We start from the raw sequence: 22,083 nt of genomic DNA on the forward strand, positions 1-22,083 counted from the left end.
ACCCCCGTCCCCGCACCCGCCCACCAACACGACCAACGCCAGCGGCACCGCCGCGACCACCCCACGCACCCACATCCCACGCGCCATACCGACCTCCACGTCCCTGGGCTCCACATCCCTTACGGACCCCTACGGAACCGGACGGGGCGTTTCCTGGGGGTTTCCGTGCGGGCGGCTGCCGGCGCGGCCCTCAGCTGCCGAGGGAGGAGAGGAAGTCCTCGGTCTCCGTCGAGCCGTCGGCCCGCGTCGCGAACGCCAGCGGCAGCCCGAGCGCGGCGACCCGCGCGAGGAGGTCCGGCGGAACGGCGAGGCAGGCCCCGGTCTCCACCCAGCCCTCCATCCGGATACGGGCCGCGTGACCCTCCGCGCGGAGGGCGGCCAATGCGTCGGCGAGCGGCTCCAGTTGGGAGAGGACCGCGCCGAGGAGCTGCGCCGGGTCGTCTCCGGCGACGTCGAGCGCGACGAGCGTTTCCGCGTCCGCATGGCCGCCCGTGACCTCCAGGGTCACCCGGAGCGACCGCCACCCAAGCTCGTTGCCCGCCACGGCTGTTGCCCCTAACGCTCGCTGGTGCTGACGCGGACCTCCAGGCGAACGCCCAGCGCGGCGATGCGGGCGACCGCCTCGGCCGGCAGCTCGACCACCGAGCCGTCCCCCACGAACCCGAAGATCTCGAACGTCACCTCGTACCCCTCCGCGACGAGGCTCCGCAACTCGCCGCACCTGCCGCCCACGGCATCCAGAACGTCCTCCACCTGCTCCGGCAGGCTCCTGCGCATCTCATGCCGCTGGAATATCCACCACCCGTCCTCATCCCCACCCGGCCGCCACCGATCCGGCCCCGGCTCCCGCACCCCCGTCGGCTCCATGCCCAGCCGCTCGGTGACACGCTCCGGCACGAGATCCCCTTCCGCACGGTGAGCGCGGCACGCGTGGCCCCCCACGGGGTCGGCCTCGGCCGGGGCAGCATTCCGGAGCCCCCTCAGAACGCGCCCGAGCGCAGCCCCCGGCGTTCGCGCCGTGGGGCCGGGTCCGCGTGGAAGCGGACGGATGTAGCGGGGCCCGTCAGGGTGATCGCGAGGCGGGGGCCGGGGAGGGGGGTGGTCGTGTGGGTCGCCGGGGTGGCGTGGTGCCAGCCGTCGATCGTGAGGGTGTCGACGGACGTGTAAACGACCGCCTCCTCCCAGGAGTTGAAGCCCTCCTCGCGCCACTCGGCGGGCGCGTCGGGCGGGAGGCCGGCGTGGCGGGTGGTGACGGTCACCGAACGGGCGCGTTCGTCCAGGTGGACGGAGGTGACGTGGGTGCTCTCGCTCATCTCGTCAGAGCCGTTCGTAGAAGACGTGGTCGGTGACGTCCGGCAGCCCGTTCCCGAGCCGCAGCCGGTCCACCGGCCCGGCGTGCCAGTACGTGTCCCCGCCGCCCCGCAGGGCGGCGAAGTGTCCAACGGCCAGCGACGCGTTGCTCGTGAAGCGCATCAACGCCCCTCCCGCCCCGCCCACTTCGACGGCGATCCGCCGCCGCTCGGCGGGCGCGAGGCGTTCGAGACGCACGCCGCCCGAGGCGGACAGCGGCCACCCGGAGACCTTCAGGTCCCCCACGTCGAGAAACCGCAGGTGGCACTGGAGCCGGTCGCACCCCTCCGCCACCCACTCCGCCTCCGGCCGGTCGGGGAAGGCCCCCAGCTCCAGCCGCATCGTGACCGTCGGCCCGTCCCGATCCAGGTGCACGGCCCGCACGAGGACCCCGTCGAGCGGCGGGACGGCATCGTAGTACCGCTCCAGCCGCTCACGATTGGCGACGAGCTCAGCCCAGCGAAGGGTCATAGTAGTAGTGCTCCTCGCAGCCCGGGATCTGGCCGTTGCGTGGGTCATCGTACGGCCGCACATGCACGTGGGGCGGCTGGTCGCCGACGCCGTTCGGGTCGCCGAACTGGTGACCGGTGTGGTGATCCTGGTAAACGATCAGCTCGTCCCGGTTGTTGAGGTGGACCTCCTCGTAAAACTGGACCGGCTGGTAGTTCTCGTCCAGGATCTGCCGCCCCTGCGGCGTGGTCGACGGCGTGTAGCGGATCTCCAGCGGCTCGGCCCCGTCGGGAACGCCGGCGTCGCGCAACGCCTGGCGGCGGGCGGCCTCGCGGCAGGGCGTCAGGCCGAGCGGGTCCGTCCAGGTGTGCGGGTTACGGGCGTAGGAGTAGGCGTTGGGTGCCGGGTCCAGGCCCAGGGGGTCGGGCGAGGTGTACCGGGAGATGTCCGGGTCGTAGTGGCGGTGGAGGTTGTAGTGCCACCCCGTCTCCGCGTCGGCGTACTGGCCGGGGAATCGCAGCGGACACTGCGCCTCCTGGTCGTGCCCGCCGCCCCACAGCGTGAGGTCCGAGCGCCAGGCCGTCTCCCCGGACTCGCTGACCAGGTGGGTGGGCGTGCCGACGAGATCGGTGATGATCGCGTAGAAACGCTCGTCCACCTCCGCGTCCGTCAGCGCCGGGCCGGAACGGGGCCCTGAGCCCGCCCCCGAGCCGAGACCCGATCCCGAGTCCCCCCGCCGCTCCACCTGGGTCAGCGGATGGTGCGCGTGGTGGTTCCACGTAAGCGTGACCGGCACGGCCGCCCCCGCCTCGTACACCGTCTGCTCCGCCAGCACCGGCCCGTCCCAGGCGAACTCGACGCGGCGGTCCTCGCGCCCGTCCGCCGCCAGGCGTCGCTTGGCCACGCGCCGCCCCAGCGGGTCGTACGCGTAGAGCCACCGCCCGCCCCCGGGCGTGACGACCCCCGTGAGGCGGTCCTCCGCGTCCCAGGAGTACTCCCACGTCCGCACCTTGCCGGAGAGCGTCCGCACGCGGCGCTCAACGGTGCGCCCCGCGTCGTCGTACGCGTACCGCGTGCGGCCGGCCCGGGTGACGCGCATCCCGGCGTAGTCCCGCTCCCCGCAGGCGTCCGTGCGCTCGCCCGACCACCGGCCGGAGGTCTGGTTGCCGTCGAGGTCGTAGGAGTACGCCTCCTCCGAGGCCCCGGAGCGCACCACGACCGGCCGCCCCAGCGCGTCGAGTTCGTAGCGGGTCTCGCCGGCCTCCGCGTCGTGCACGCCGATGAGGTAGTTGTCGGGCCGCCAGTCGTAGCTGCGGCTCTGGAGCGCCTGCGGGCCGCGCAGCAGCCGCTGCCCGGTGAGCTGCCCGGCCGGGTCCCAGCTGTGGCCGAGCGTGAGCGCGTCCCCGATCCGGCGGCCGGTCTCGCGCCCCTCCGCGTCATAGGTGAACGCCAGCACGCGCCCGGAGGTCGCCAGCGTCGCGGGCGCGCCGAACGGCGTGTATGTCCACGCGCTCTCCACCCCGGCGGGTGTCGTCCGGGACAGGCGCCGCCCGATCGCGTCGTACGCGTTGCTGATGGTCCGCGCCCCCACGGTTTCGGCAACGACGCGGCCCATCGCGTCGCGGACCAGGCGCAGGTCGGGCGCCCCCTTCCCGTCGCGCACGGCCCCCACGAGCCGGCCGAGCGCGTCGTGGCTGAAGCGTGTGGTGACGCCGTCCACGGTTTTCTCGGTGATCTGGCCGAGGGGACCCCGGGTGAGGGAGAGGGTCTGGCCCAGGGCGTTGGTGCGGGAGGTGAGTCGGCCGGCCTCGTCGTAGGAGAAGGAGACGACGCGCCCGTCGAAGTCGCTCTCGCGGACCACCCGTCCCATCGGGTCCCGTTCGTAGTCCCAGGTCAGCCCCTGCGCGTTGGTCACCCGCAGGAGACGGTTCTCGGTGTCGCGCGTGAAGGCGTAACGCGCTCCGTCCGGCCGGATCTCCGCCGTCGCCATGTCGAACGCGCCGTACTCGTAGAAGGTGACCCCGCCGTTCCGGTCCGTGTGCGTCAGGCAGTTGCCCTCGGCATCCCAAGTCCACGAGCGAGCCGCGCCGTTCGGGTCCACCTGGCGCAGCGGCCGGCCCTCGGGCGTCCACTCCCAGGTGGTGACCGCGCCGGCCGGCGAGGTCACCTCGGTCACCCGGCCGAAGGCGTCACGCCGGTAGCGCGTCGTGGCACCGGTCGCCGCGACAACGGCCGTGGCCAGGCCCGCCGGGTCGGACTCGATCCGGGTCACCGAGCCCAGGGCGTCCGTCAGTTCGGCGAGAGCGCCGTTCGCCTCGTAGCGGAAACGGGTCACCGCTCCGGCCGGGTCGGTCAGCGCCGTGCGGTTGCCCGCCGCGTCGAACTCCTGCCGCCATGTCCCGCCATCGGCCTGAACGACACGGGTGGGCCTGCCCAGTTCGTCGCAGGTGAGGGAGACCTCCCGGCCGTCGGGTCGGTGTATGGAGGTGAGGTGGCCGTGTTCGTCCCGGGTGTAGCGGGTGGTGTTGCCGAGGGGGTCGGTGATGCTTTGGATGCGGTCGTAGCGGTCCCAGGTGCGGTGGGTGTGGTGGCCGAGGGGGTCGGTTTCGGTGGTGAGTTGGTAGCTGTCGTTGAACTGGTAGACGGTGGTGTTGCCGAGGGAGTCGGTGAAGAGGGTGCGGTGGGTGTGGGGGTCGTAGGTGATGCGGCTGGCGAGGACGCCGTCGGTGCCGTTGGTGGCGGTGCAGCGGCCGTCGGCGTCGTAGGTGTAGTGGTAGCGGGTGCCGTTGCGGTCTTCCCAGGAGGTGATGCGGGCCTTTTCGTCGTAGGTCAGCTTCAGGGGGAGGCCGGAGGAGTTGTAGATCTCGGTGAGGTTGCCGTGCTGGTCGTAGGCGTAGCGCAGGAGGGTGGGCTGCTGGGGGTCGCTGAGGAGGGTGAGGGCGGTGATGCGGCCGGTGTCGGTGGTGATGGTGAGGTGGTGGCCGCCGGTGTGGGTGATTTCTGCGGGGGCGCCGGTTTCGTCGTAGGTGATGTGGAGGGTGTTGTTGTTGCGGTCGGTGAGGGCGGTGAGGGGGAGTTCGGCGCCGCGGCGGGTGGGGACGGGGGAGAAGTGGAGGGTGTGGCCGGTGGTGGGCTGGTGGATGGTGAGGGGGGTGCCGGGCTGTCCGTCCCAGGACAGGGGCCAGCGGGGGCCTTCGACGGGCAGGACGGGGGCGTCGGCAAGGGGGCGGGGGTAGTCCAGGATCATGCCGTCGGCGGTGACGAAGCGCAGGCCGGAGTCGTCCAGGATGAGGCGCTGGTCGAGAGTGGAGGCCCAGGAGGGGCCGAACCAGGTGCCCTCGCGGAGGCTGGTGCGGTGGTGGCGCTTCAGGATCAGGGGCAGGACGCCGGGGAGTTCGACGTCGGTGGCGGTCATGACCATCTCGCCGGTGGCCATGTCGATGGGGTCGGTGCGGCAGACGAGGTCGTCGGCGCCGCGGCCCATGCGGCGCAGGCTCTGGCCCAGGCCGCGAACACCCTGGGCGATGCCGCGCAGCCCCGTGCGGGCGGCTGACAGGCCCCCGCGCAGGCCCCGGGCCAGGCCCCCCAGGGTCGTCAGGCCCTTCATCCCCGGAATGCAGTCCAAAGCCGCAAAAGCGACGTCCCACAGGGAGGCGCGGCCGTTGGCGTAGTCGATGAGGGTGTCGGCCAGGACGACGAGGGCTGCGGCCAGGACGACCCAGGCGAGGGGGCCGCCGATGATCATCACGACGATGCCCAGGACGGCGACGATGGCCTGGCAGACGGAGACGATGGTGTCCCAGTTGTCCACGACGAAGTCGATGGCGCGTTCCCACCAGCGGCGGTTGTGGATGCCGGCGTCGGAGGCCTCGTCGATGCCGTTCGCGCAGGTGCGGGCGGCCTCCTCGCGCATGTCCAGGGCCTGGCGGGCCAGTTCGCGGGCGGCCGACAGGTCGGCCTCGGCGTTGTCCACCCGCGACTGGGCCGTGGAGGCGGCCTGCTGGGCGGCCTGGTGGTCGCGGACGGCCTGGCGGACCTGGGTTTCGTCGGGGGGCTCGGGGGCGTCCTCCTGGTCGCGTTCGTCCTGGAGGCGTTCGGCCTCGTCGCCGGCCCGCGAGACCCAGGACTGGGCGTCGTCAAGCTGCGTCTGCGCGGAGGACAGGGCGGCCTGCGCGTCGATCGCCCGCTGAAGAGCGCGGTCGGCCATGCCCTGGGCCGTCTGGAGTTCCGGCCAGTACCGGGCCAGCGCGTCGGCAGCCATGTCGTACGAACGCTGGAGCTTGTCCAGATTCCCCGGCACCCCGTCGAACTCCGCACGGAACGCCTCCGCCGACAGACCCGCCCACTCCTGCACCGCCCGGTCCGAGGCCATCCCCCGGATACGGCCCAGCGCCTCCCCCACATCGTCCGCGAAGTCCTGGAGTTCTTCGGAGAGTTGGCGGATCTCCTCCGGGTCGCCGGGCGTCGGGTCCCGGTCCAGATCCACCGGCGACCAATCAGACGGACGCGACACCACTGATCAACTCCCCCGTGCCTTGCGTATAGCGGTTGCTCCGAAGAGTGAGCCACAGAAAGTACGCGGATGTGAATGGCAATTTCGTCACAAGACCGCGACAGGCCCCCACCCCGGCGTTCCTTACGGGAAGGAAACGCCCCCGCCGCCACCATGGCCCGCATGCGCGTACTGGTGGTGGAGGACGAGCCGCGGCTGGCCGGGGCGATCGCGGGGTGGCTGCGCGGGGAGGCGCACGCCGTGGACGTGGCGGCGGACGGGGCCGCGGCGCAGGAGCGGCTGGGGGTGAACGACTACGACGTGGTCGTGCTGGACCGGGACATCCCGGCCGTGCACGGGGACGAGGTGTGCCGCGAGCTGGTGGCCTCCGGGGCGACGACGCGGGTGCTGATGCTGACGGCCGCCGCCGGGGTCGCGGAGCGGGTGGAGGGGCTGGGCCTGGGCGCGGACGACTACCTCCCCAAGCCGTTCGCGTTCCCGGAACTGGCCGCCCGTGTCCTGGCGTTGGGCCGCCGCGCCCGCCCGGCCGCGCCTCCGTTGCTGCGGCGGGCCGGGATCACGCTGGACCCGGGGCGCCGCGAGGTGTTCCGGGGAACGCGGTATGTGCCGCTGTCGAACAAGGAGTTCGCCGTCCTGGCCGAGCTGCTGCGGGCCGACGGCGCGCCCGTGTCCTCCGAACAGCTCCTGGAGAAGGTGTGGGACGAGCACGCCGACCCGTTCACGAGGGCCGTCCGGCTGGCGGTGCTCAAGCTCCGCAGGAAGCTGGGCGATCCGCCCGTGGTGGAGACCGTCACCGGGGTGGGGTACAAGATCTCATGAGAGGCATGAGGGGAAGGGAACGGCAGCGCGGGAGAAAGCGGTTGGCGCTGCGGGCGCGGCTGGCGCTGATCAATGGCGTGCTGTTTCTCCTGGCCGGCGTGCTGCTCCTCGGCCTGACGTACGCCCTGTTCAGCCAGCGCCTCGGCGGGGGCATCAACCACTCCGAGAGCAGCAGCGGCGAGGGGCCCGTAAGGGACGGCCAGGAGGCCCCCGAACTCAGCGCCACCACCTCCGACGGCCGCACCGCCACCGGCCCGGAGGCCGACGCCCTGATCCGCAGCGAGGAGCAGGTCCGCGACGCCGCCACGCGGACGCTGCTCGGCCAGGGCGCCGTCGCCCTGCTGATCGTCGGGGCCCTCGCCGCCGGGTCCGGCTGGGTGGCCGCCGGGCGCGTCCTCGCGCCGCTGCACCGGGTCACGGACACCGCCCGCCGCATCGCCGCCGCCCCCGTCGCCGACCGCGGCCTCTACCAGCGGATCGCGCTGCCCGGCCCCGACGACGAGGTCAAGGACCTGGCCGACGCCTTCGACACCATGGTGGAACGCCTGGACCGCTCCTTCGCCGGGCAGCGCCGCTTCGTGGCCAACGCCTCGCACGAGCTGCGCACGCCCCTGACCGTCAGCCGCGCGCTGGTCGAACTGGCGATGCACCGCGCCGCCGCCTCCCCCGAGGTGCGGCAACTGGGCGAACAGCTCCTGGACATCAACGCCCGGCACGAGCGCCTGATCAACGGCCTGCTGCTGCTCGCCGGTTCGGAGAACGACATCCCCGAGCGCTTCCCGGTGGACCTGGCCGACGTGGCCGCGCACGTGCTCGCGCAGGCCGCGGCCGAGGCCCGACACGCCGATGTGCACCTCGACTTCGGCGTGAGCGCGGAGGCCGTCACGCAAGGGGACGCGTTGCTCCTGGAACGCCTCGTGCACAACCTGGTGGAGAACGGCATCCGCCACAACACCCGCGCCCCCGGCGCCTGGGTGCGCGTCGAGACCCGCGCCGGGGAGGGCGGAACGGCCGTGGTGGAGGTGGCCAACTCCGGCCCAGTAGTGGCCCCTTACGACGTCCCCACGCTGTTCGAGCCGTTCCGCCGCCTCGGGGACGACCGGCTGGTCACGGCCGGGGGCGCGGGCCTCGGGCTGTCCATCGTCCGGGCGGTGGCCCGCGCCCACGACGGTGAGGTGGCCGCCCGGCCCCGCGAGGGCGGCGGCCTGGTGGTGACCGTGACCCTCCCGGCCGCCCCGCAGGCCGGGGAGGCGGCGGCGGAGATGCCGCCGGACGTTCCCGGAGCGAACGTTCAACCGGGTGCGGAGGGTGGCGAGTTCGTGGCAGCGCTGCGAACGCCCGGGTAACGCGCCGCCGTACCCGCCGATATCCTCCACAACAGGGGATGGGCAGGGGGCTGCGATGGGGGAGCGGGTGGACGGCCTGGAGGCCGTGCTGGACGGGCTGGTGCCGCGCCTGGTGGGCGCCCAGCGGCTGACCAACGACTGGGTCGAGCGTGAATTCCCGGGCGGCGCACCGGTGGTGGAGATCGTCGGCGGCCGGGCCGGCGGCAAGTCGACGCTGCTGCGCTCGCTCGCCGCCGGGTACCGCAACCGCCTGCCGCTGGCCGAGGCCGACCTGGCGCAGTTACCCGACTTCGGGGAGCCGGAGTTCGCGGAGGTCCGCCGGCCCGGGCCGCAGAACGCCTCCGCGCTCACGCACCTGCTCTACCTGCTCTCGCACCGGCTCTCGCTGGCCGTCGGCTCCTTCCGCCGCCACCTGAGCTTCCCCCGGCTCTCCTGCGGCCTGGTCCCGGTCACCGCCTGGGAGCCGCCGGAGGGCGGCATCGCCCCGCAGGGACTCGCGGAAGTCTACGCCCAGTTGAGGGCGCTGCTGAGCGATCACGAGGCCGGGCAGCGGCAGGTGCGCCAGGCCCTGCGCGCGTGGGTGGACGCGCTGCTGCCGGTCGTCGCCGGACTGCCGGGCATCCCGGGCGTCGAGGCCGCCGTGGAGGCCGCGTTGCGCACCGCACGCGGCCCGCTGGCCGGGCGCCCGGAGCGCGGCCCGCTGCGCTGGTGGCGCGACCGGCTCCCCGAGCACCAGGGGAACGCCGAGCAGCGGCTGTTCAGCATGGTCGCGGACTTCCGGGTGGGCGGCGCCGGGCGCGAGGCGGTCGAACGGCTGCTGGTGGAGGCGTTTCTGGCCGACATCGCGGACCACTACGGCGCGCTCAGCCGGTCGTTGGGAACGCCCCTGCCGCTGGTGCTGCTGGACAACGCGCACACGCCCGTGGGGCGCGCGTTCCTGGCCCGGCTGGTGCCGGCGCGGCAGGCGCTGCTGCGGGACGGGGAGACCGGGCGGCCCCTCGCGCTGCCCGCGATCGTGGCCGCCTCGCTCGGGGACGGCGCCGCGGTGCCGTCCGTGCGGCTGGCCGCGCGCAGCAGCCCGCCCCCGGCGCGCGGCCTGCTGCGCCTGGGCATCCCACACGTGGGCGCGGAGGAGGTGCGCGCGATGCTCACCGCGCGCCGCACCCCCGGCGACGCCGGCTTCCCGCCCGAACTGGCCGCCCTCATTGGCCGCTTGAGCGGCGGCCGTCCTGGCTGCGCGGCGATCCTCGCCGACGCGGTCGCCTTGCGACGCCGAACGGCCGGGGCGAACGCGGGCGCCTCCGGCGGTAATCCCCCCGAGGGGTACGCCCCCGGCGGGAACGCCCGTGGTGCCGGTCTCCCCGAGCCCGTTCTGTTCGACCTCCCTGCCGTCGACGATCCCTCTCGGAGCGTCGGGGAGCATCTGGCCGAGTTGCTCCTGCCCGACGCGCGGTTACGGGAAGCGCTGACGGTGCTGGCGCCCGCGCTCGATTCCGAGGCCGCGCGGCGGCTGTGGCGGGATCAGGGCGGGGCCGATGAATCGCTGGATGCCGCCCTGGCGGAGCTCGCGGGTGCGCACTGGCATCACACCCCTTGGCCGTGGCCCGAGCGCACCGGCGGCGACGGTCAGGACCCGGTCGTTCCCCTGGTCACCGACCGCGCCCTGCACGCGCTGCTCCTGCACCGCCGCGCCGGCGGCGAGGGCGCGGCCGAGAAGTGGCGGCGCGCCCACGTGCGCCTGCGGGCCCTCGCGAACCCCCGCGACCTGCCCGAGAACGCCGTCACCCACGGCCTGCGCTACCTGCACCACACCCTCGCCCTCGGCCGCCCCGAGCCCGTCGTGAGGGCCCTGCACCACCGCCTCGGCACGCAGACCCCCGCGGCCTGGCTCGCGGCCGTCAACGCCGTCTGCGCCGCCCCGCGCCCGCCCCGCGGCGCCGAGCCGCCCCCGGCCGATCCCGCCCCCTGCCCGGCCTGCGCCGCCGAGGGCGTGACCGGCGAGGAGTCGGTGACGCACCGGGCGGTCGGCCAGCTCGTGCGCGGCCTGTGGCACTGCGCCGACCCGCTGGCCCCCGCCCCCGAGCCCGACGACGTCTACCAGGTGACGACCGGCCTTCAGGCCCTCGCCCTGCTCCGCGACGACCGGACACTGCGCGCGGTGCTCAACGTCTGGCCCCAGCTGATCGGTTCGGGCCTCCAGGCCCCCGACCTCCCCGTCCCGCGCACCGGAACGGCCCCCCGAACGGGCCCCACCATCGACGACCCCACCAACGACCCGAGCAACCAGGGAGAGGGCGACGCATGAGAGGCTTCCTGCGCAACCGGCCGCCACGGGTGCGGGCCCTGGCCGCCGGGCTGGCGCTCGCCGTCGTGGCCGGCGGCGGCTACGTGACCTACACCGTCCTGGCCGACGACTCCTGCGCCCCCGGCGTGACCGAGCGGGGCGGCGAATGCGTCGGCGTCACGGACGGCTCGCACACCTTCCGCCAGGACTACCTCGGCGACCTGTTCGCCCACATCGAGGCCGAGAACCGCGACGTGGAGGACAGCGCACTCCCTCACGTCACCATCGCGTTCGTCCTGCCCTTCACCGACCCCGACCCGGTGCAGCAGTCCCACGTGCTCAACCAGGCCCAGGGCGCCTACCTCGCGCAGTACCGCGCCAACCACCGGGAGAACGGCGCAACGCCCCTGATCCGCCTCGTCCTCGCCAACCCCGGCTACCGCAGCGCCCATTGGGAGCCGATGGTCGACCAGCTCGCCGCCATGGCCGAGTCGTCCGAGGACAACCTGCGCGCCGTCACCGGCTTCGACGTCTCCATCCCCGAGAACGAGGCCGCCTTGCGGGAGTTGACCGCCGAGCACGGCATCCCCGTCGTCACCGGCCCGGTCACCGCCGACGACATCGGCAACAGCGCCGAGGAGCCCGACGCGTTCCCCGGCATGGCCAAGGTCACCGCCGACAGTGAGGATCAGGCCGAGGCGCTGATCGACTACTACGGCGGCATCGACCCGGCCACCACGCTGCTGGTGGCCGACCAGCGCGAGGACGACAACTACGTCGTCGCGCTCCGCGAGGTCTTCCGCGCCCACACCCGCGGCGCCCCGCGCACCGAGGAGCCCTTCACCTCGCCGGACGACTACAACGAGGAGGGCAACCTCGCCAACGTCTTCAACCGCATGGTCAACAACATCTGCGACGCCGAGGACATCAACACCCTTTACTTCGCCGGACGGCCGGTGCAGCTGCGCCAGTTCATCAACGAACTGGGCCGGCGCGGCTGTCACGACCAGGACTACCGCCTCATCACCATCTCGGCCGGCTCGACCCTGGCCACCGACGAGGATCTGGAGGCCGAGGCGCTGAGCCGGGGCATCGAGTTCGTCTACACCGCGCACGGCCACCCCGCCGAGTGGGCCGGGGAGGAGGCCCCCCTGACCGGCGGTTCGCAGGAGGACGTGGACGATTTCCTGGCGCTGGTCGAGGAGGCCGGCCTGAGCGGGCGCGCCGACCTGGCCGACGGCCGGACGATGATCATGCACGACTCGGTGTTCACGGCCGTCACCGGCATCCGCAACGCCGCCGTGGACGATGTGAGCATCCCCGTCCTGTCCGACATCGCGGAGGGCTGGCCCCTGCTGCGCGGCGAGGACAACCGCGTGCGCGGCGCGACGGGCTGGATCTGCCTGGACAACTACGGCCGCGCCTACAACAAGCCCCTGGCCGTGGTCCGGCTGCTCCCCGGCGAGGGCCCCAACGGCACGGAGGTCAGCTTCCAGGGCGTCGCCTGGCCGGAGGGCGATCCGCCCCCGGCCGACTGTGCGGTGGCCAACGAACGCTAGAGCGCCGGGAGCGAGCGCGTCAGCGCCCCACCTGAAAGGGGGGAATTCCCCTTTCCCTCTCCTGCCGGGGAGCCGGAGCGGCTAGCGTGCCTCGTAGCCGGACCGCCACGATGCGTCATCGCTGGGGAGGGGGCGGCGGCGCTGTCACAGTGCAAAGGTGGTGTGGACAATGGCGGAAGAGCTGCCCTCGGCCCTGCGGCTCACCTTCGGGAAGCAGTGCCGTCTGCTGCGGGATTCTCTTCACCTGTCGAGGGAGCAGGTCGGCGACTCCTGCGGGGTCTCGGCCTCGATGGTCGGTGCGGTGGAGCGGGCCGAGCGCATCCCCGACTCGCAGTTGATCAAGAGCCTGGACCGCGCGCTCAAGGCCAACGGCCTGCTGGCCTCGGCCATCGAGGGCATGTCGGTGGAGAAGTACCGGACGTTCTTCCGGGACTTCGTGGTGCTGGAACGCCAGTGCTTCCTGCTGAACGCGTACGCTCCGCTGGCCATCCCCGGCCTGCTCCAGACTCGGGACTACGCGCGGGCGATCTTCCGCATGTCGACCGCCGGACTCACCGACGAGCAGGTGGAGAAGGAGGTCGAGGCCCGGATCGAGCGGCAGCAGGTCTTCCAGCGGGACCCGAGGCCGTTGCTCACCTTCGTCATCGAGCAGTCCGTGCTGGAACGGCCCATCGGCGGCCGGGAGGTCATGAGGGAGCAACTGGAACACCTGCTGTTCTGCGCCCGGTTGCACTTCGTCACCGTGCAGATCATGCCGACCGCCCGGCCCGAACACGCGGGCCTCAACGGCTACATGTCGCTGGTGACGACCAAGGAGCACCGGCACGTCGCGTACCTCGAATTCCCGGGCGGGAGCCAGTTGATCTCCGAGCGGAAGCGCGTGGCTACGCTGGACGAGCGGTATGGCATGCTGCGGGCTCAGGCCCTCTCCCCCGAGGAGTCGGCGGAGTTGATCGAGAAGTCCATGGGAGCACTGTGAACAGCGAACTCACCTGGTTCAAGAGCAGCTACAGCACCGACCAGGGCGGCGACTGCGTCGAAGTCGCCTACGACTGGCGGAAGTCGAGCCACAGCACCGACCAGGGTGGCGAGTGCGTCGAGATCGCCGCTTGCCCCCACGCGATTCACGTCCGGGACTCCAAGGACACGAGCATCCCGTCCTTCGCCGCCGCCCCGGCCGCCTGGTCCGCCTTCCTCGGCTTCGCCTCCGCCCGCTGACCCACTTCTTCCTTCTTCCTTCTCCTGTACAGCGCCGCCCACCCGGCCGACCGGTGACCATGAACCGGCCGGCCGGGATCGTTCAGGGGACGTACACGCTGTGCGCGTGGTGCTGGGTGGTGTGCGCGCCCGGGGCCACGACCGCCAGGACGCGGCCCTCGCAGTCGGGGTGCTCGTAGACCAGCGCGTACTCGGTCGTCCAGTTGTCCACGGTCACCGGGCTGCTCTCGGCGTTCACGCACCCGTTGGGGTTGTCGATCAACTCGCCGTTGAGCAGGATCTGGCCACGGGCCGCCGAGGCCGGGGCGGCCAGGGCGAGGCCCGTCGCCGCCAGGGCGGCCAGGGTGCCGAGCAGGGTCGCGGCACGTCGCATGAAGACTCCTCGGGGACAGGGCGGACGCGCCGTCCGCCACTCAGCGTGCGTTCATGGCGACCCTAGGTGAGAGGTGGCGGAGCGGCGCGCGTTGTTCGCCCGCTCGTGAGTTCGTCACCCTCACGCCCCCGGCGGATTGGCGCGAGGCCGCGCGAGAGGGCTGAAATGTGTCTAGTCTGCTCACTGTGAGTAGCGAAACGGTTCGGGGACGTGAGTGGGAGGAGCGCCTGCGGCTTCTCGCGGCCATGGAGGAGGACCAGAGCGACACCAATCTCCTCACGGCCGCGCTCCAGCAGGCCACGGCCGGGCTCGGCGCCCTGGGCGGCATGGCCCATCTGCGGGCGGCCGGCGCGCTCCGGCTGGTCGGCCTGATGGCCAGCAGCGGGCTGCCGCCCGCGCTGCTGCGCCTGTGGGAGGCCGTCGCCATGGACGGTACGTCCGCCCCCTCCCGCGCCATCCGCGAGGGCGCGACGGTCTGGCTGCCCTCCGTGGAGAGCCCCGAGCAGGCGCTCGACCGGCCCTGGCGGAAGGGCGAGACGCGACTCCCGCCCTCCGGGACCGGCATCCTCTCCGTGCCCCTGCTGCGGCCGGACGACGGAGGGCTGCCCGGCTCCCTCTCCGTCTTCACCGTGCCGGGCCACGAACCCCGGGCGGACGAACGGGAGTTCTTCGAGGAGATCGCCCGCCTCACCGGCGGCCGACTGCGCCTGACCTCCCCGACGCCGGAGAACCTCCCCCCCGACCTCCTCAACGACCTCCGCGACGACCCGCAGCTGAGGAACAGGCTTCCCGGTGTGGCCGGCGACACCTTCGAGTGGAATCTCCTCACCGGCGCCATCCGCGTCACGGAGGCGCTGCGCGAGGCGTTTCCGGGCATCGACCCCGCCGCGTTCAACGGCCGCATCGAGGACTGGGTGAGCGTCATCCACCCCGGCGACCTGCCCTGGGTCCTCACCGAGGTGGAACGCGGCATCCGCGGGGCCGGGGCCTACGAGGTGGAGCACCGGGTGCGGCAGGCGGACGGCTCCTACGGCTGGGTCCGCCTGCGCGGCAGGGTCGTGGAGCACGGGGACAAGGGGCCCGCCCGGGTCGTGGGCACGCTCAGCAACACCACCGAGACGCACGCGGCGCTGGAGTCCGTGGGCCGCGCCCTGCGTCACATGACGGACGGCTTCCTGGCTGTGGACGGGGAGTGGCGGATCTCGTTCGTCAACGCCGCCGCCGAGGCCCTGCTCGGCTCCGCGCGCGAGGTGATGGGGCGGCGGCTGTGGGACCTGCCGGTGATGGGCCGGGTGGCCCACCTGAGGGAGCGCTGCGAACAGGCCGCGCGGGACCGGGCGCCCGCCGACTTCGACGTGCCGTGGCCGGAGGGCGACCGCTGGTACCACCTGCGGCTGGTGCCCGTTCCGGACGGGCTGACCCTCTACATCTCCGACATCACGCGGGAGCGGCGCGACGAGGCGGAGCGGGAGGCCGCGCGCCGGGCCGCCGCCGAACGCGCGGGGCTGGTCGCCGCGATCACGCGGGCGCTGGCGGAGGCGGTGACCGCGCGGGACGTGGTGGCGGCGATGGCGGACAGCCTGCTGCCGCCGTTCGGGGCTGAGGGGCTGGTCGTACTCGCCCTGCGGGACGGGCAGTTGTCGCTGGTGGGGGCGCGGGGGTATCCGGAAGGCTTTCGCGAGCACCTGGACGCGGTCATGGCGGCCTCGGACGGGGAGTCGCCGCCGGGGCGGGCGTTGCGGGTGAAGGAGCCGCTGTTCATCGAGTCGGCCGAGGAACACGCCGAGGACTACCCGGTGGTGGCCGCGCTGGCCGAGCTGAGCGCCAAGCGGGCGTGGGCGTTCCTGCCGCTGGCTGTGACCGGGCGTCAGATCGGCGTGGTGGTCCTGTCCTTCGACCGGCCGCACCGCTTCACGGAGGACGAGCGCACGCTGCTGACCGTGATCAGCGGGCTGATCGCGCAGGCGCTGGAGCGGGCCAGCCTCTTCGACCGGGCGGTCACGCGGGCACGGGAGCTGCAACGGGCGTTGCTGCCACAGGTGTTGCCCTCGCTGCCGGCGGTGGAGGCCTCGGCGCGGTACTTTCCGGCGGGGGAGGGCACGGAGGTGGGCGGGGACTGGTACGACGTGATTCCGCTGTCCTCGGACCGGGTGGGGCTGGTGATGGGGGACGTCATGGGGCACGGCATGGCGCAGGCCGCGATCATGGGGCGGCTGCGGACGGCGGCGCGCACGCTCTCGGAGCTGGAGCTGGATCCGGAGGACATCCTCGGTCATCTGGACGACATCGTCGGGGACTTGGGCGAGGACTGCTATGCGACGTGCCTGTACGGGGTGTACGACCCGGTGACGGGGGACTTCGACTACGGCAGCGCGGGGCACCTGCCGCCGGTCGTGGCGCGGCCGGACGGCGGGACGGCGCTGCCCACGGAGGCGCCGAACCCGCCGCTGGGGATCGCCGCTCCGCCCTTCGACACGGTCAAGCTGCGGCTCCCGCCGGGGAGTCTGCTGGCGTTCTGCACGGACGGGCTGGTGGAGGCGCCGGGGCGGGACATCGGGCAGGGGCTGGCGCGGCTGGCGGCGCTGCTGGGGGAGGCGGTGCGTTCGGGGCGGGCCGGGGATCTGGAGGCGCTGTGCGACGGGCTGACGGCCGACCTGATGCCGGAGCGGGGGGGCAGTGGCTCGGATGACGCGGCGCTGCTTGTGGCGCGGACGCGCCAGTACGACGAGGCGGACGTGGCCACGTGGCGGCTCCCGGAGGAGCCGGTGGCGGCGGGGGAGGCGCGGGACCACGTGCGGGCGCAGCTCGCGGCCTGGGGGCTGGGCGGGGACCTGGAGATGACCACGGAGCTGATCGTCAGCGAGCTGGTCGGCAACGTCGTCCGCCACGCGAAGGGCCCGGTCCACCTGCGCCTGCTGCGCAGCCGGTCGTTGATCGTGGAGGTCTCGGACGGCAGCCTGACCACCCCCCACATCCGCCGCACCTCGGCCGCCGACGAGGGCGGCCGGGGCCTCCAACTCGTCGCGGCGATGGCCCAGCGGTGGGGGGCGCGGTACACGCCGGTGGGCAAGTGCATCTGGACTGAGCAGCCGATCCCTTGACCCCTGCGGGGGGCTTTCGCCTGCGGCGCTTTGCCCTGCGGGCGGCTTTCGCCTGCGGCGGGCTGAGAGGGTGCGCGTGGCGTCTCCGCGCGGCGGGTCTGCGCCTGCGGCGGGCAGTGCTTGCGGCGGGCAGTGCCTGCGGCGCGTTGCCCTGCGGGCGGCTTTCGTCTGCGGCGGGCTGAGGGCGAGCGCGTGGCGTCTCCGCGCACCGGGATTCACCTGCGGCGGGCTTCGCCTGCGGCGCTTTGCCCTGCGGGCGGGTCTGGGCCTGTGGCGGCTTCGCCTGTGGCGGGGTAAGAGCAGGGGGGGCGGGCTTCGCGTAGCGAGATTCGCCTGCGGCGTTAGGCCCCGCGCAGCGGTGTTTGCCTGCGGCGCTGAGTTCCGCGCAGCGGTGTTTGCCTGCGGCGTTAGGCCCCGCGCAGCGGTGTTTGCCTGCGGCGCTGAGTTCCGCGCAGCGGTGTTTGCCTGCGGCGTTAGGCCCCGCGCAGCGGTGTTTGCCTGCGGCGCTGAGTTCCGCGCAGCGGTGTTTGCCTGCGGCGTTAGGCCCCGCGCAGCGGTGTTTGCCTGCGGCGGCTAAGCCCCGCGCAGCGGTGTTTGCCTGCGGCGCTGAGTTCCGCGCAGCGGGATTCGCCTGCGGCGCCCAAGCGCCGCGAAGCGGAACTTGTGGGCGGGAGCCCCGGCCCCGGCCCGGGGAGGGCCGGGGCCGGGGGGCGGGGTCAGGCCGTGTCCGGCAGAGCCCGCAGGAAGTCCAGCAGGAGGGCGTTGACCTCGGCGGGGCGTTCCTGCTGGGTCCAGTGGCCGCACCCCGGGAGGAGTTCCGCGTGGTGGAGGCGGGGGGCCGCTTCGGGGAGGCCGGCCAGGAGGCGGTCGGGGGTGCCGGCGAAGGCCACGACGAGGTCGCGGTCGCCGCCGACGAAGAGGGCGGGGACCTCGACGCGGCCGCCGCGCAGGACGGAGAGGAGCTCCCAGTTGCGGTCGATGTTGCGGTACCAGTTGAGGCCGCCGGTGAAGGCCGCCTCGCCGTGGTGGGCGAACTCCCGGGCGAAGACCTGGACATCCGCCTCGGTCAGCCACGGGGGGAGTCGTTGCGGCTCCGGGATGGTGTCCCGAAGCGAGGCCCCCTCCGGGATGACCCACACCTGCGGCGGGTCCGTGGCGGGGTTGTCGCCGGAGGCCCCGTACAGCAGCCCCCGGAACGTGGCCGCCACGTCGCGCGCCAGCTCCGCGTCCGCCACCCCCGGCGCCTGGAAGTAGTGCTGGTAGTAGCCGTTGCCGAAACGCTCCCGCATGAAGCCGACCGGCGGCATCGCCCCGCCCCCGATCGGCGGGACGCTCAGCCCGGCCACGCCCCGCACCACGTCGGGGCGGAGCATGGCCGTGGTCCACGCGACGGGCGCGCCCCAGTCGTGCCCGACCAGCACCGCGCGTTCCTCCCCCAGCGCGTGAATCAGCCCGATCACGTCGCCGGTCAGGTGCAGCAGGCTGTACGCGTCCACGTCCGCCGGCTGCTCGCTGCGGGCGTACCCGCGCTGGTCGGGCGCCACCACCCGGTACCCGGCGGCGGCCAGCGGGGCGAACTGGTGACGCCAGGAGTACCAGCACTCGGGAAAGCCGTGCAGCAGCAGCACCAGCGGGCCCTCGCCCTGCTCGGCGTAGTGCAGCCGCAGGCCGTTGACCTCCACGGTGTGGTGGCTCGGGCCACGGGGGTCGTACACGGCGCTCACCGTCTCTCCCGGCCGGCTCAGCCGCGCAGCGCGGAGGTCACGACGCCAGGCAGCGCGCTCCACCGGCGTTCGGCCGCGTAACCGACCAGGCGGCGCCCGGTCGTTGCCGCCGTCCGGTTGGTGACGAACCACGGCGGCCGGGGGGACAGCGCCGGCTCCCCGTGCAGCACCGAGCGCGGCGCGGGGCGGAACGGCCCCCGGACGACCGTGCGTTCGGGGCCGTCCAGCAGAAGCGCGTTGTGCACGACGCCGATTCCGCTCTGCACGTCGTCCAGCGTGTGGCCGGGGAACGCGCCCCAGGGCGCGCGGGCGGTCTGATAGCCGAAGCCGGTCCAGGCGTTGACGGCGATGGTGCCGTAACGCAGCGCGGCCAGCGCCTCGTCGAAGGCGGCGCCGAGGGAGGAGAGCGTCTTGGGGTGGGCCAGGATGTTCACGCCCAGCGTCCCGGCACAGTCCTCGTTGGCGGTGCGGACGGCCTCGTCCAGGAACTCCCGGCCGGTGCCCGGGAGTTCGATGACGGCCAGCACGGGCGCGAAGTACTCGGTGCGCAGGGCCGGGCCCGGCTCGGCGGGGTCGAGGCCGTCGATCAGGACCCGGCCGCCCTGCGCGTGGGCGGAGGGGTAGGCGTCCAGGGCCAGGGCCAGGCGGTTGTCGCTGCCGGGGTAGTACGCCGGGCGCTCGGGCGCGGAGTCGAAGGTCTCGCGCAGCAGGGCCAGGAAGCGGTCCTTCTGCGGCCAGTCGGCGCTGAGGACGAGGACCTGGCTGGCCACGCAGTTGTAGCCGTTGTTGTGCAGCCGCTGCGTGGCGACGTGCTCGGCCTGGAAGCGCAGGTCGGCCTCGGACCACTCGCCCGGGAGCACGATCACCGGGGAGACGCCGCCCAGTTCGCTGGTGACGGGCTTGTCCAGCACGGGGGTGTTCGCGGCGCGGCGGGCCGCGCCCTCCTCGCCGGGGCCGAAGACGATCGCGTCGTGGGTGGCGGCGCTGCCGGTCATGTGGACGTGCGACACGTCGGGGTGGTTGACCAGGTAGCCGCCGACGTCGACGCCGCCGGTCAGCACCCGGACCGCGCCGGCCTCGATCAGCGGGGCGAGGGCGTCGGCGTAGACGCCGGCCAGCCCGTCGGTGACGGGGTTCAGCTTCAGGGCGGCCACGCGGTTGTTCGCGTACAGCTCGTAGAGGACGTCCAGGACGGGGATGGAGGTGACGTTGCCCGCGCCCAGGACCACGCCGACCCCGCCGGTCTTCGCCGGGTTGAGCAGGCCGAGTCCGGCGCGCTGCCTGGCCTCGGCCTCGGTGACGCCCGGCGGCATCCACACCTCGGCGGAGAAACCGCTGAACATCAGCCGCTCCTGGAGGTCGTGCGGCAGGACCTTCACCGCTATCCGGCCGCCGGGCGCGGGGCGCACGGGGAAGCCCTCGACGGGGCTGCGGCCGGCCTCCAGCGCGCGGATCGTCTCCACCAGCGCGGCCGTCGCGCTCAGCACGGAGAAGGGACCGGCCGTCCACTCCTCACCCAACAGGGGGGAATCGGCGGGCAGTTGCTTGTACTGGGCGGCGGCGGTCACCCACGCCTCGGCGTGCTCGGCCACGGCGGCGTGGACGCGTTCCAGCAGCTCGCGGCGTTCGGCCAGGCCGCGCACGGCCCAGGCGGACTCGCCCGCGACCAGCTCGGCCACGGCCCGGTCCACCGCGGCGGTGTGCTCGGCCGCCAGTTCCGGCGTCGTCATCGAAGGGCCTCCTGATCTTGTGTCTTCTCGGGGCTCTGGGCGCCGCGGATCAGGTCGGCGGCCTTCTCGGCGGCCATGATCACGGGCGCGTTGGTGTTGCCGCGGGGAACGGCCGGGAAGACGGAGGCGTCCACGACGCGCAGGGCCTCCGTCCCGAGGACGCGCAGCGCGGGGTCCGTCACCGCGCCGATCGCGCAGGTCGAGGTCGGGTGGAACAGGGTCTGCCCGGCCTGGCGGGCGAACGCCAGCAGGTCGGCGTCCGAGTCCGAGTCCGGCACGTCGAAGGGGCCGGTGGTCACGGCCCGCGCGCTCGGCTGCGCGGCGATCTCCAGCGCGAGGCGCAGCCCGGCGACGATGCAGTCCCGGTCCTCGGGCTCGCTCAGGTAGCGGTGCGCGATCCGGGGCGCGGCCGTCGGGTCGGGCGAACGCAGCGCCACCGCGCCGCGGCTGACCGGGGCCAGCACGCACGGGCCCCAGCTCCAGCCGTGCTCCGAGACCGGGCCCAGGCCCTCCTGGTGGAAGATGGCGGGGGCCATGTGGAGCTGGATGTCGGGGAGTTGGCGCTCGGGGCTGCTCTTGAAGAAGCCGCCGGCCTCGCCGACGTTGGAGGTCAGGGGGCCGCGGCCCTGCGTCTGGAGGAGGGCGGCGTTCTCCTCGGTGGCGACGCCGAGCAGGGACTGCTGATCCGTGCGGAAGTTGATCAGGGCCATGTAGTGGTCCTGGAGGCCCTGGCCCACGGGGAGGTCCGCGCGGACGGGCAGGCCCATCGCGGTCAGGGCCGCGGCGGGGCCGACGCCGGAGAGCATCAGCAGGCGGGGGGTGAGGTAGGCCCCGGCGCAGAGGATCACCTCGCGCTCGGCGCGCACGAGGTGCGGTGCGCCCGTGCCGGCGACCTCCACGCCGACGGCGCGCTCGCCTTCGAACGCCACGCGCAGGGCTGTCGTTCCCGCGAGGAGGGTGAGGTTGGGGCGTTCCAGGGCGGGGTGGAGGTAGGCCACGGCGGCGCTGCAGCGCAGGCCGTTGCGCTGGGTGAGCTGGTAGGGGCCGACGCCGAGTTGAGTGGGGCCGTTGAAGTCGGGGTTGCGGGGGTGCCCGGCCTCCTCGGCGGCCCTGAGGAACGCCTGGGCGAGCGGGTGGTTCGAGCGGCCGTCGCTGACGGTGAGGGGGCCGCCGGTCGCGTGGTGGGGGCCCGCGCCGCGCTCGTTGTCCTCGGCGCGCAGGAAGTACGGCAGCACGTCCCGCCAGGACCAGCCCTCGGCCCCTGCCCGGGCCCAGGCGTCGTAGTCGGCGGGGTTGCCGCGGACGTAGATCATGGCGTTCAGCGAGCTGGAGCCGCCCAGGACCCGGCCGCGCGGGAGGTTCAGGCGCCGGCCGCCGAGGGCGGGCTCGGGCTCGGTGTCGAAGTCCCAGTCGACGGCCGTCTTGAGCAGGGCGGGGAAAGCGGCGGGGATGTGGATCTCCTGCGCGGCGTCCGGGCCGCCGGCCTCGATCAGGGCGACGCGGACGTCCGGGTCCTCGGTGAGGCGGGCCGCGAGCACGCAGCCGGCGGAGCCGGCTCCGACGATGACGTAGTCGTAGGTGGTGCCTGGTCCGCTCATCCGATCTCCTTTGATCGA

General features: G+C 73.6%; 16 protein-coding genes. 7 read left to right on the plus strand and 9 right to left on the minus strand.

What is annotated here, in order from left to right:
* Positions 1–190: 190 nt before the first annotated feature.
* The 5 genes from RM780_RS21810 to RM780_RS21830 all read right to left on the minus strand — a co-directional run bounded on the left by RM780_RS21810 (position 191) and on the right by RM780_RS21830 (position 6,286).
* Positions 191–544: a hypothetical protein gene (locus RM780_RS21810; protein WP_311632537.1), complete on the minus strand. Its 354-nt coding sequence runs from the start codon at positions 542–544 to the stop codon at positions 191–193.
* Positions 545–555: 11 nt separating this feature from the next.
* The gene (locus tag RM780_RS21815) at positions 556–897 is read right to left on the minus strand and encodes a DUF4279 domain-containing protein (RefSeq protein ID WP_311632538.1); all 342 of its coding nucleotides are present in this window, start codon (positions 895–897) and stop codon (positions 556–558) included.
* 83 nt (positions 898–980) lie between these two features.
* Positions 981–1,313: a hypothetical protein gene (locus RM780_RS21820; RefSeq protein ID WP_311632539.1), complete on the minus strand. Its 333-nt coding sequence runs from the start codon at positions 1,311–1,313 to the stop codon at positions 981–983.
* 4 nt (positions 1,314–1,317) lie between these two features.
* Positions 1,318–1,821 carry an Imm50 family immunity protein gene (locus tag RM780_RS21825; RefSeq protein WP_311632540.1) on the minus strand — a complete coding sequence of 168 codons (504 nt, stop codon included), beginning with the start codon at positions 1,819–1,821 and terminating at the stop codon, positions 1,318–1,320.
* Positions 1,802–6,286, minus strand: coding sequence for an RHS repeat-associated core domain-containing protein (locus RM780_RS21830; protein WP_311632541.1), 4,485 nt, complete (start codon positions 6,284–6,286; stop codon positions 1,802–1,804). The genes RM780_RS21825 and RM780_RS21830 overlap by 20 nt, the downstream gene beginning before the upstream one ends.
* Positions 6,287–6,475: 189 nt before the next feature.
* Here RM780_RS21830 and RM780_RS21835 point away from each other — a divergent pair, with 189 nt between their 5' ends.
* From RM780_RS21835 to RM780_RS21860, 6 genes are all read left to right on the plus strand, one after another.
* Positions 6,476–7,132, plus strand: coding sequence for a response regulator transcription factor (locus RM780_RS21835; protein ID WP_311632542.1), 657 nt, complete (start codon positions 6,476–6,478; stop codon positions 7,130–7,132).
* A gap of 5 nt (positions 7,133–7,137) precedes the next feature.
* On the plus strand, positions 7,138–8,478 hold the full coding sequence (locus RM780_RS21840) for a sensor histidine kinase (RefSeq protein WP_311632543.1): 1,341 nt from the start codon (positions 7,138–7,140) through the stop codon (positions 8,476–8,478).
* A 55-nt stretch (positions 8,479–8,533) separates the two neighbouring features.
* Positions 8,534–10,783 carry a hypothetical protein gene (locus tag RM780_RS21845; RefSeq protein ID WP_311632544.1) on the plus strand — a complete coding sequence of 750 codons (2,250 nt, stop codon included), beginning with the start codon at positions 8,534–8,536 and terminating at the stop codon, positions 10,781–10,783.
* Positions 10,780–12,321, plus strand: coding sequence for a hypothetical protein (locus tag RM780_RS21850; RefSeq protein ID WP_311632546.1), 1,542 nt, complete (start codon positions 10,780–10,782; stop codon positions 12,319–12,321). Before RM780_RS21845 ends, RM780_RS21850 begins: the two co-directional genes overlap by 4 nt.
* A gap of 169 nt (positions 12,322–12,490) precedes the next feature.
* Entirely contained in the window at positions 12,491–13,300 is an 810-nt protein-coding gene (locus RM780_RS21855; RefSeq protein ID WP_311632547.1) for a helix-turn-helix domain-containing protein, read from the plus strand.
* A complete protein-coding gene (locus RM780_RS21860; protein WP_311632548.1) occupies positions 13,297–13,539 on the plus strand; it encodes a DUF397 domain-containing protein in 243 nt (80 codons plus the stop codon). Before RM780_RS21855 ends, RM780_RS21860 begins: the two co-directional genes overlap by 4 nt.
* 82 nt (positions 13,540–13,621) lie before the next feature.
* On the opposite strand, the gene RM780_RS21865 is transcribed toward RM780_RS21860, so the two are convergent.
* Positions 13,622–13,912 carry a hypothetical protein gene (locus RM780_RS21865; RefSeq protein WP_311632549.1) on the minus strand — a complete coding sequence of 97 codons (291 nt, stop codon included), beginning with the start codon at positions 13,910–13,912 and terminating at the stop codon, positions 13,622–13,624.
* 185 nt (positions 13,913–14,097) lie between these two features.
* Between RM780_RS21865 and RM780_RS21870 the strand changes: the two genes are divergently transcribed.
* Complete coding sequence (locus RM780_RS21870) at positions 14,098–17,013, plus strand: SpoIIE family protein phosphatase (RefSeq protein ID WP_311632550.1); 2,916 nt, start codon at positions 14,098–14,100, stop codon at positions 17,011–17,013.
* A gap of 716 nt (positions 17,014–17,729) precedes the next feature.
* On the opposite strand, the gene RM780_RS21875 is transcribed toward RM780_RS21870, so the two are convergent.
* Genes RM780_RS21875 through RM780_RS21885 form a run of 3 tightly spaced genes read right to left on the minus strand, consistent with a single transcriptional unit; the run spans position 17,730 to position 22,065 of the window.
* The gene (locus tag RM780_RS21875) at positions 17,730–18,737 is read right to left on the minus strand and encodes an alpha/beta fold hydrolase (protein ID WP_311632551.1); all 1,008 of its coding nucleotides are present in this window, start codon (positions 18,735–18,737) and stop codon (positions 17,730–17,732) included.
* Positions 18,738–18,754: 17 nt separating this feature from the next.
* Positions 18,755–20,467, minus strand: a complete 1,713-nt coding sequence (locus RM780_RS21880; protein WP_311632552.1) for an aldehyde dehydrogenase family protein — start codon at positions 20,465–20,467, stop codon at positions 18,755–18,757.
* Positions 20,464–22,065 (minus strand): GMC family oxidoreductase, encoded by a 1,602-nt coding sequence (locus tag RM780_RS21885; RefSeq protein ID WP_311632553.1) that lies wholly within the window; start codon positions 22,063–22,065, stop codon positions 20,464–20,466. The genes RM780_RS21880 and RM780_RS21885 overlap by 4 nt, the downstream gene beginning before the upstream one ends.
* Between the last annotated feature and the right edge of the window lie 18 nt (positions 22,066–22,083).

Origin of the sequence: Streptomyces boetiae (genome assembly GCF_031845405.1) — a bacterium.
Lineage (GTDB): Bacteria > Actinomycetota > Actinomycetes > Streptomycetales > Streptomycetaceae > Streptomyces > Streptomyces boetiae.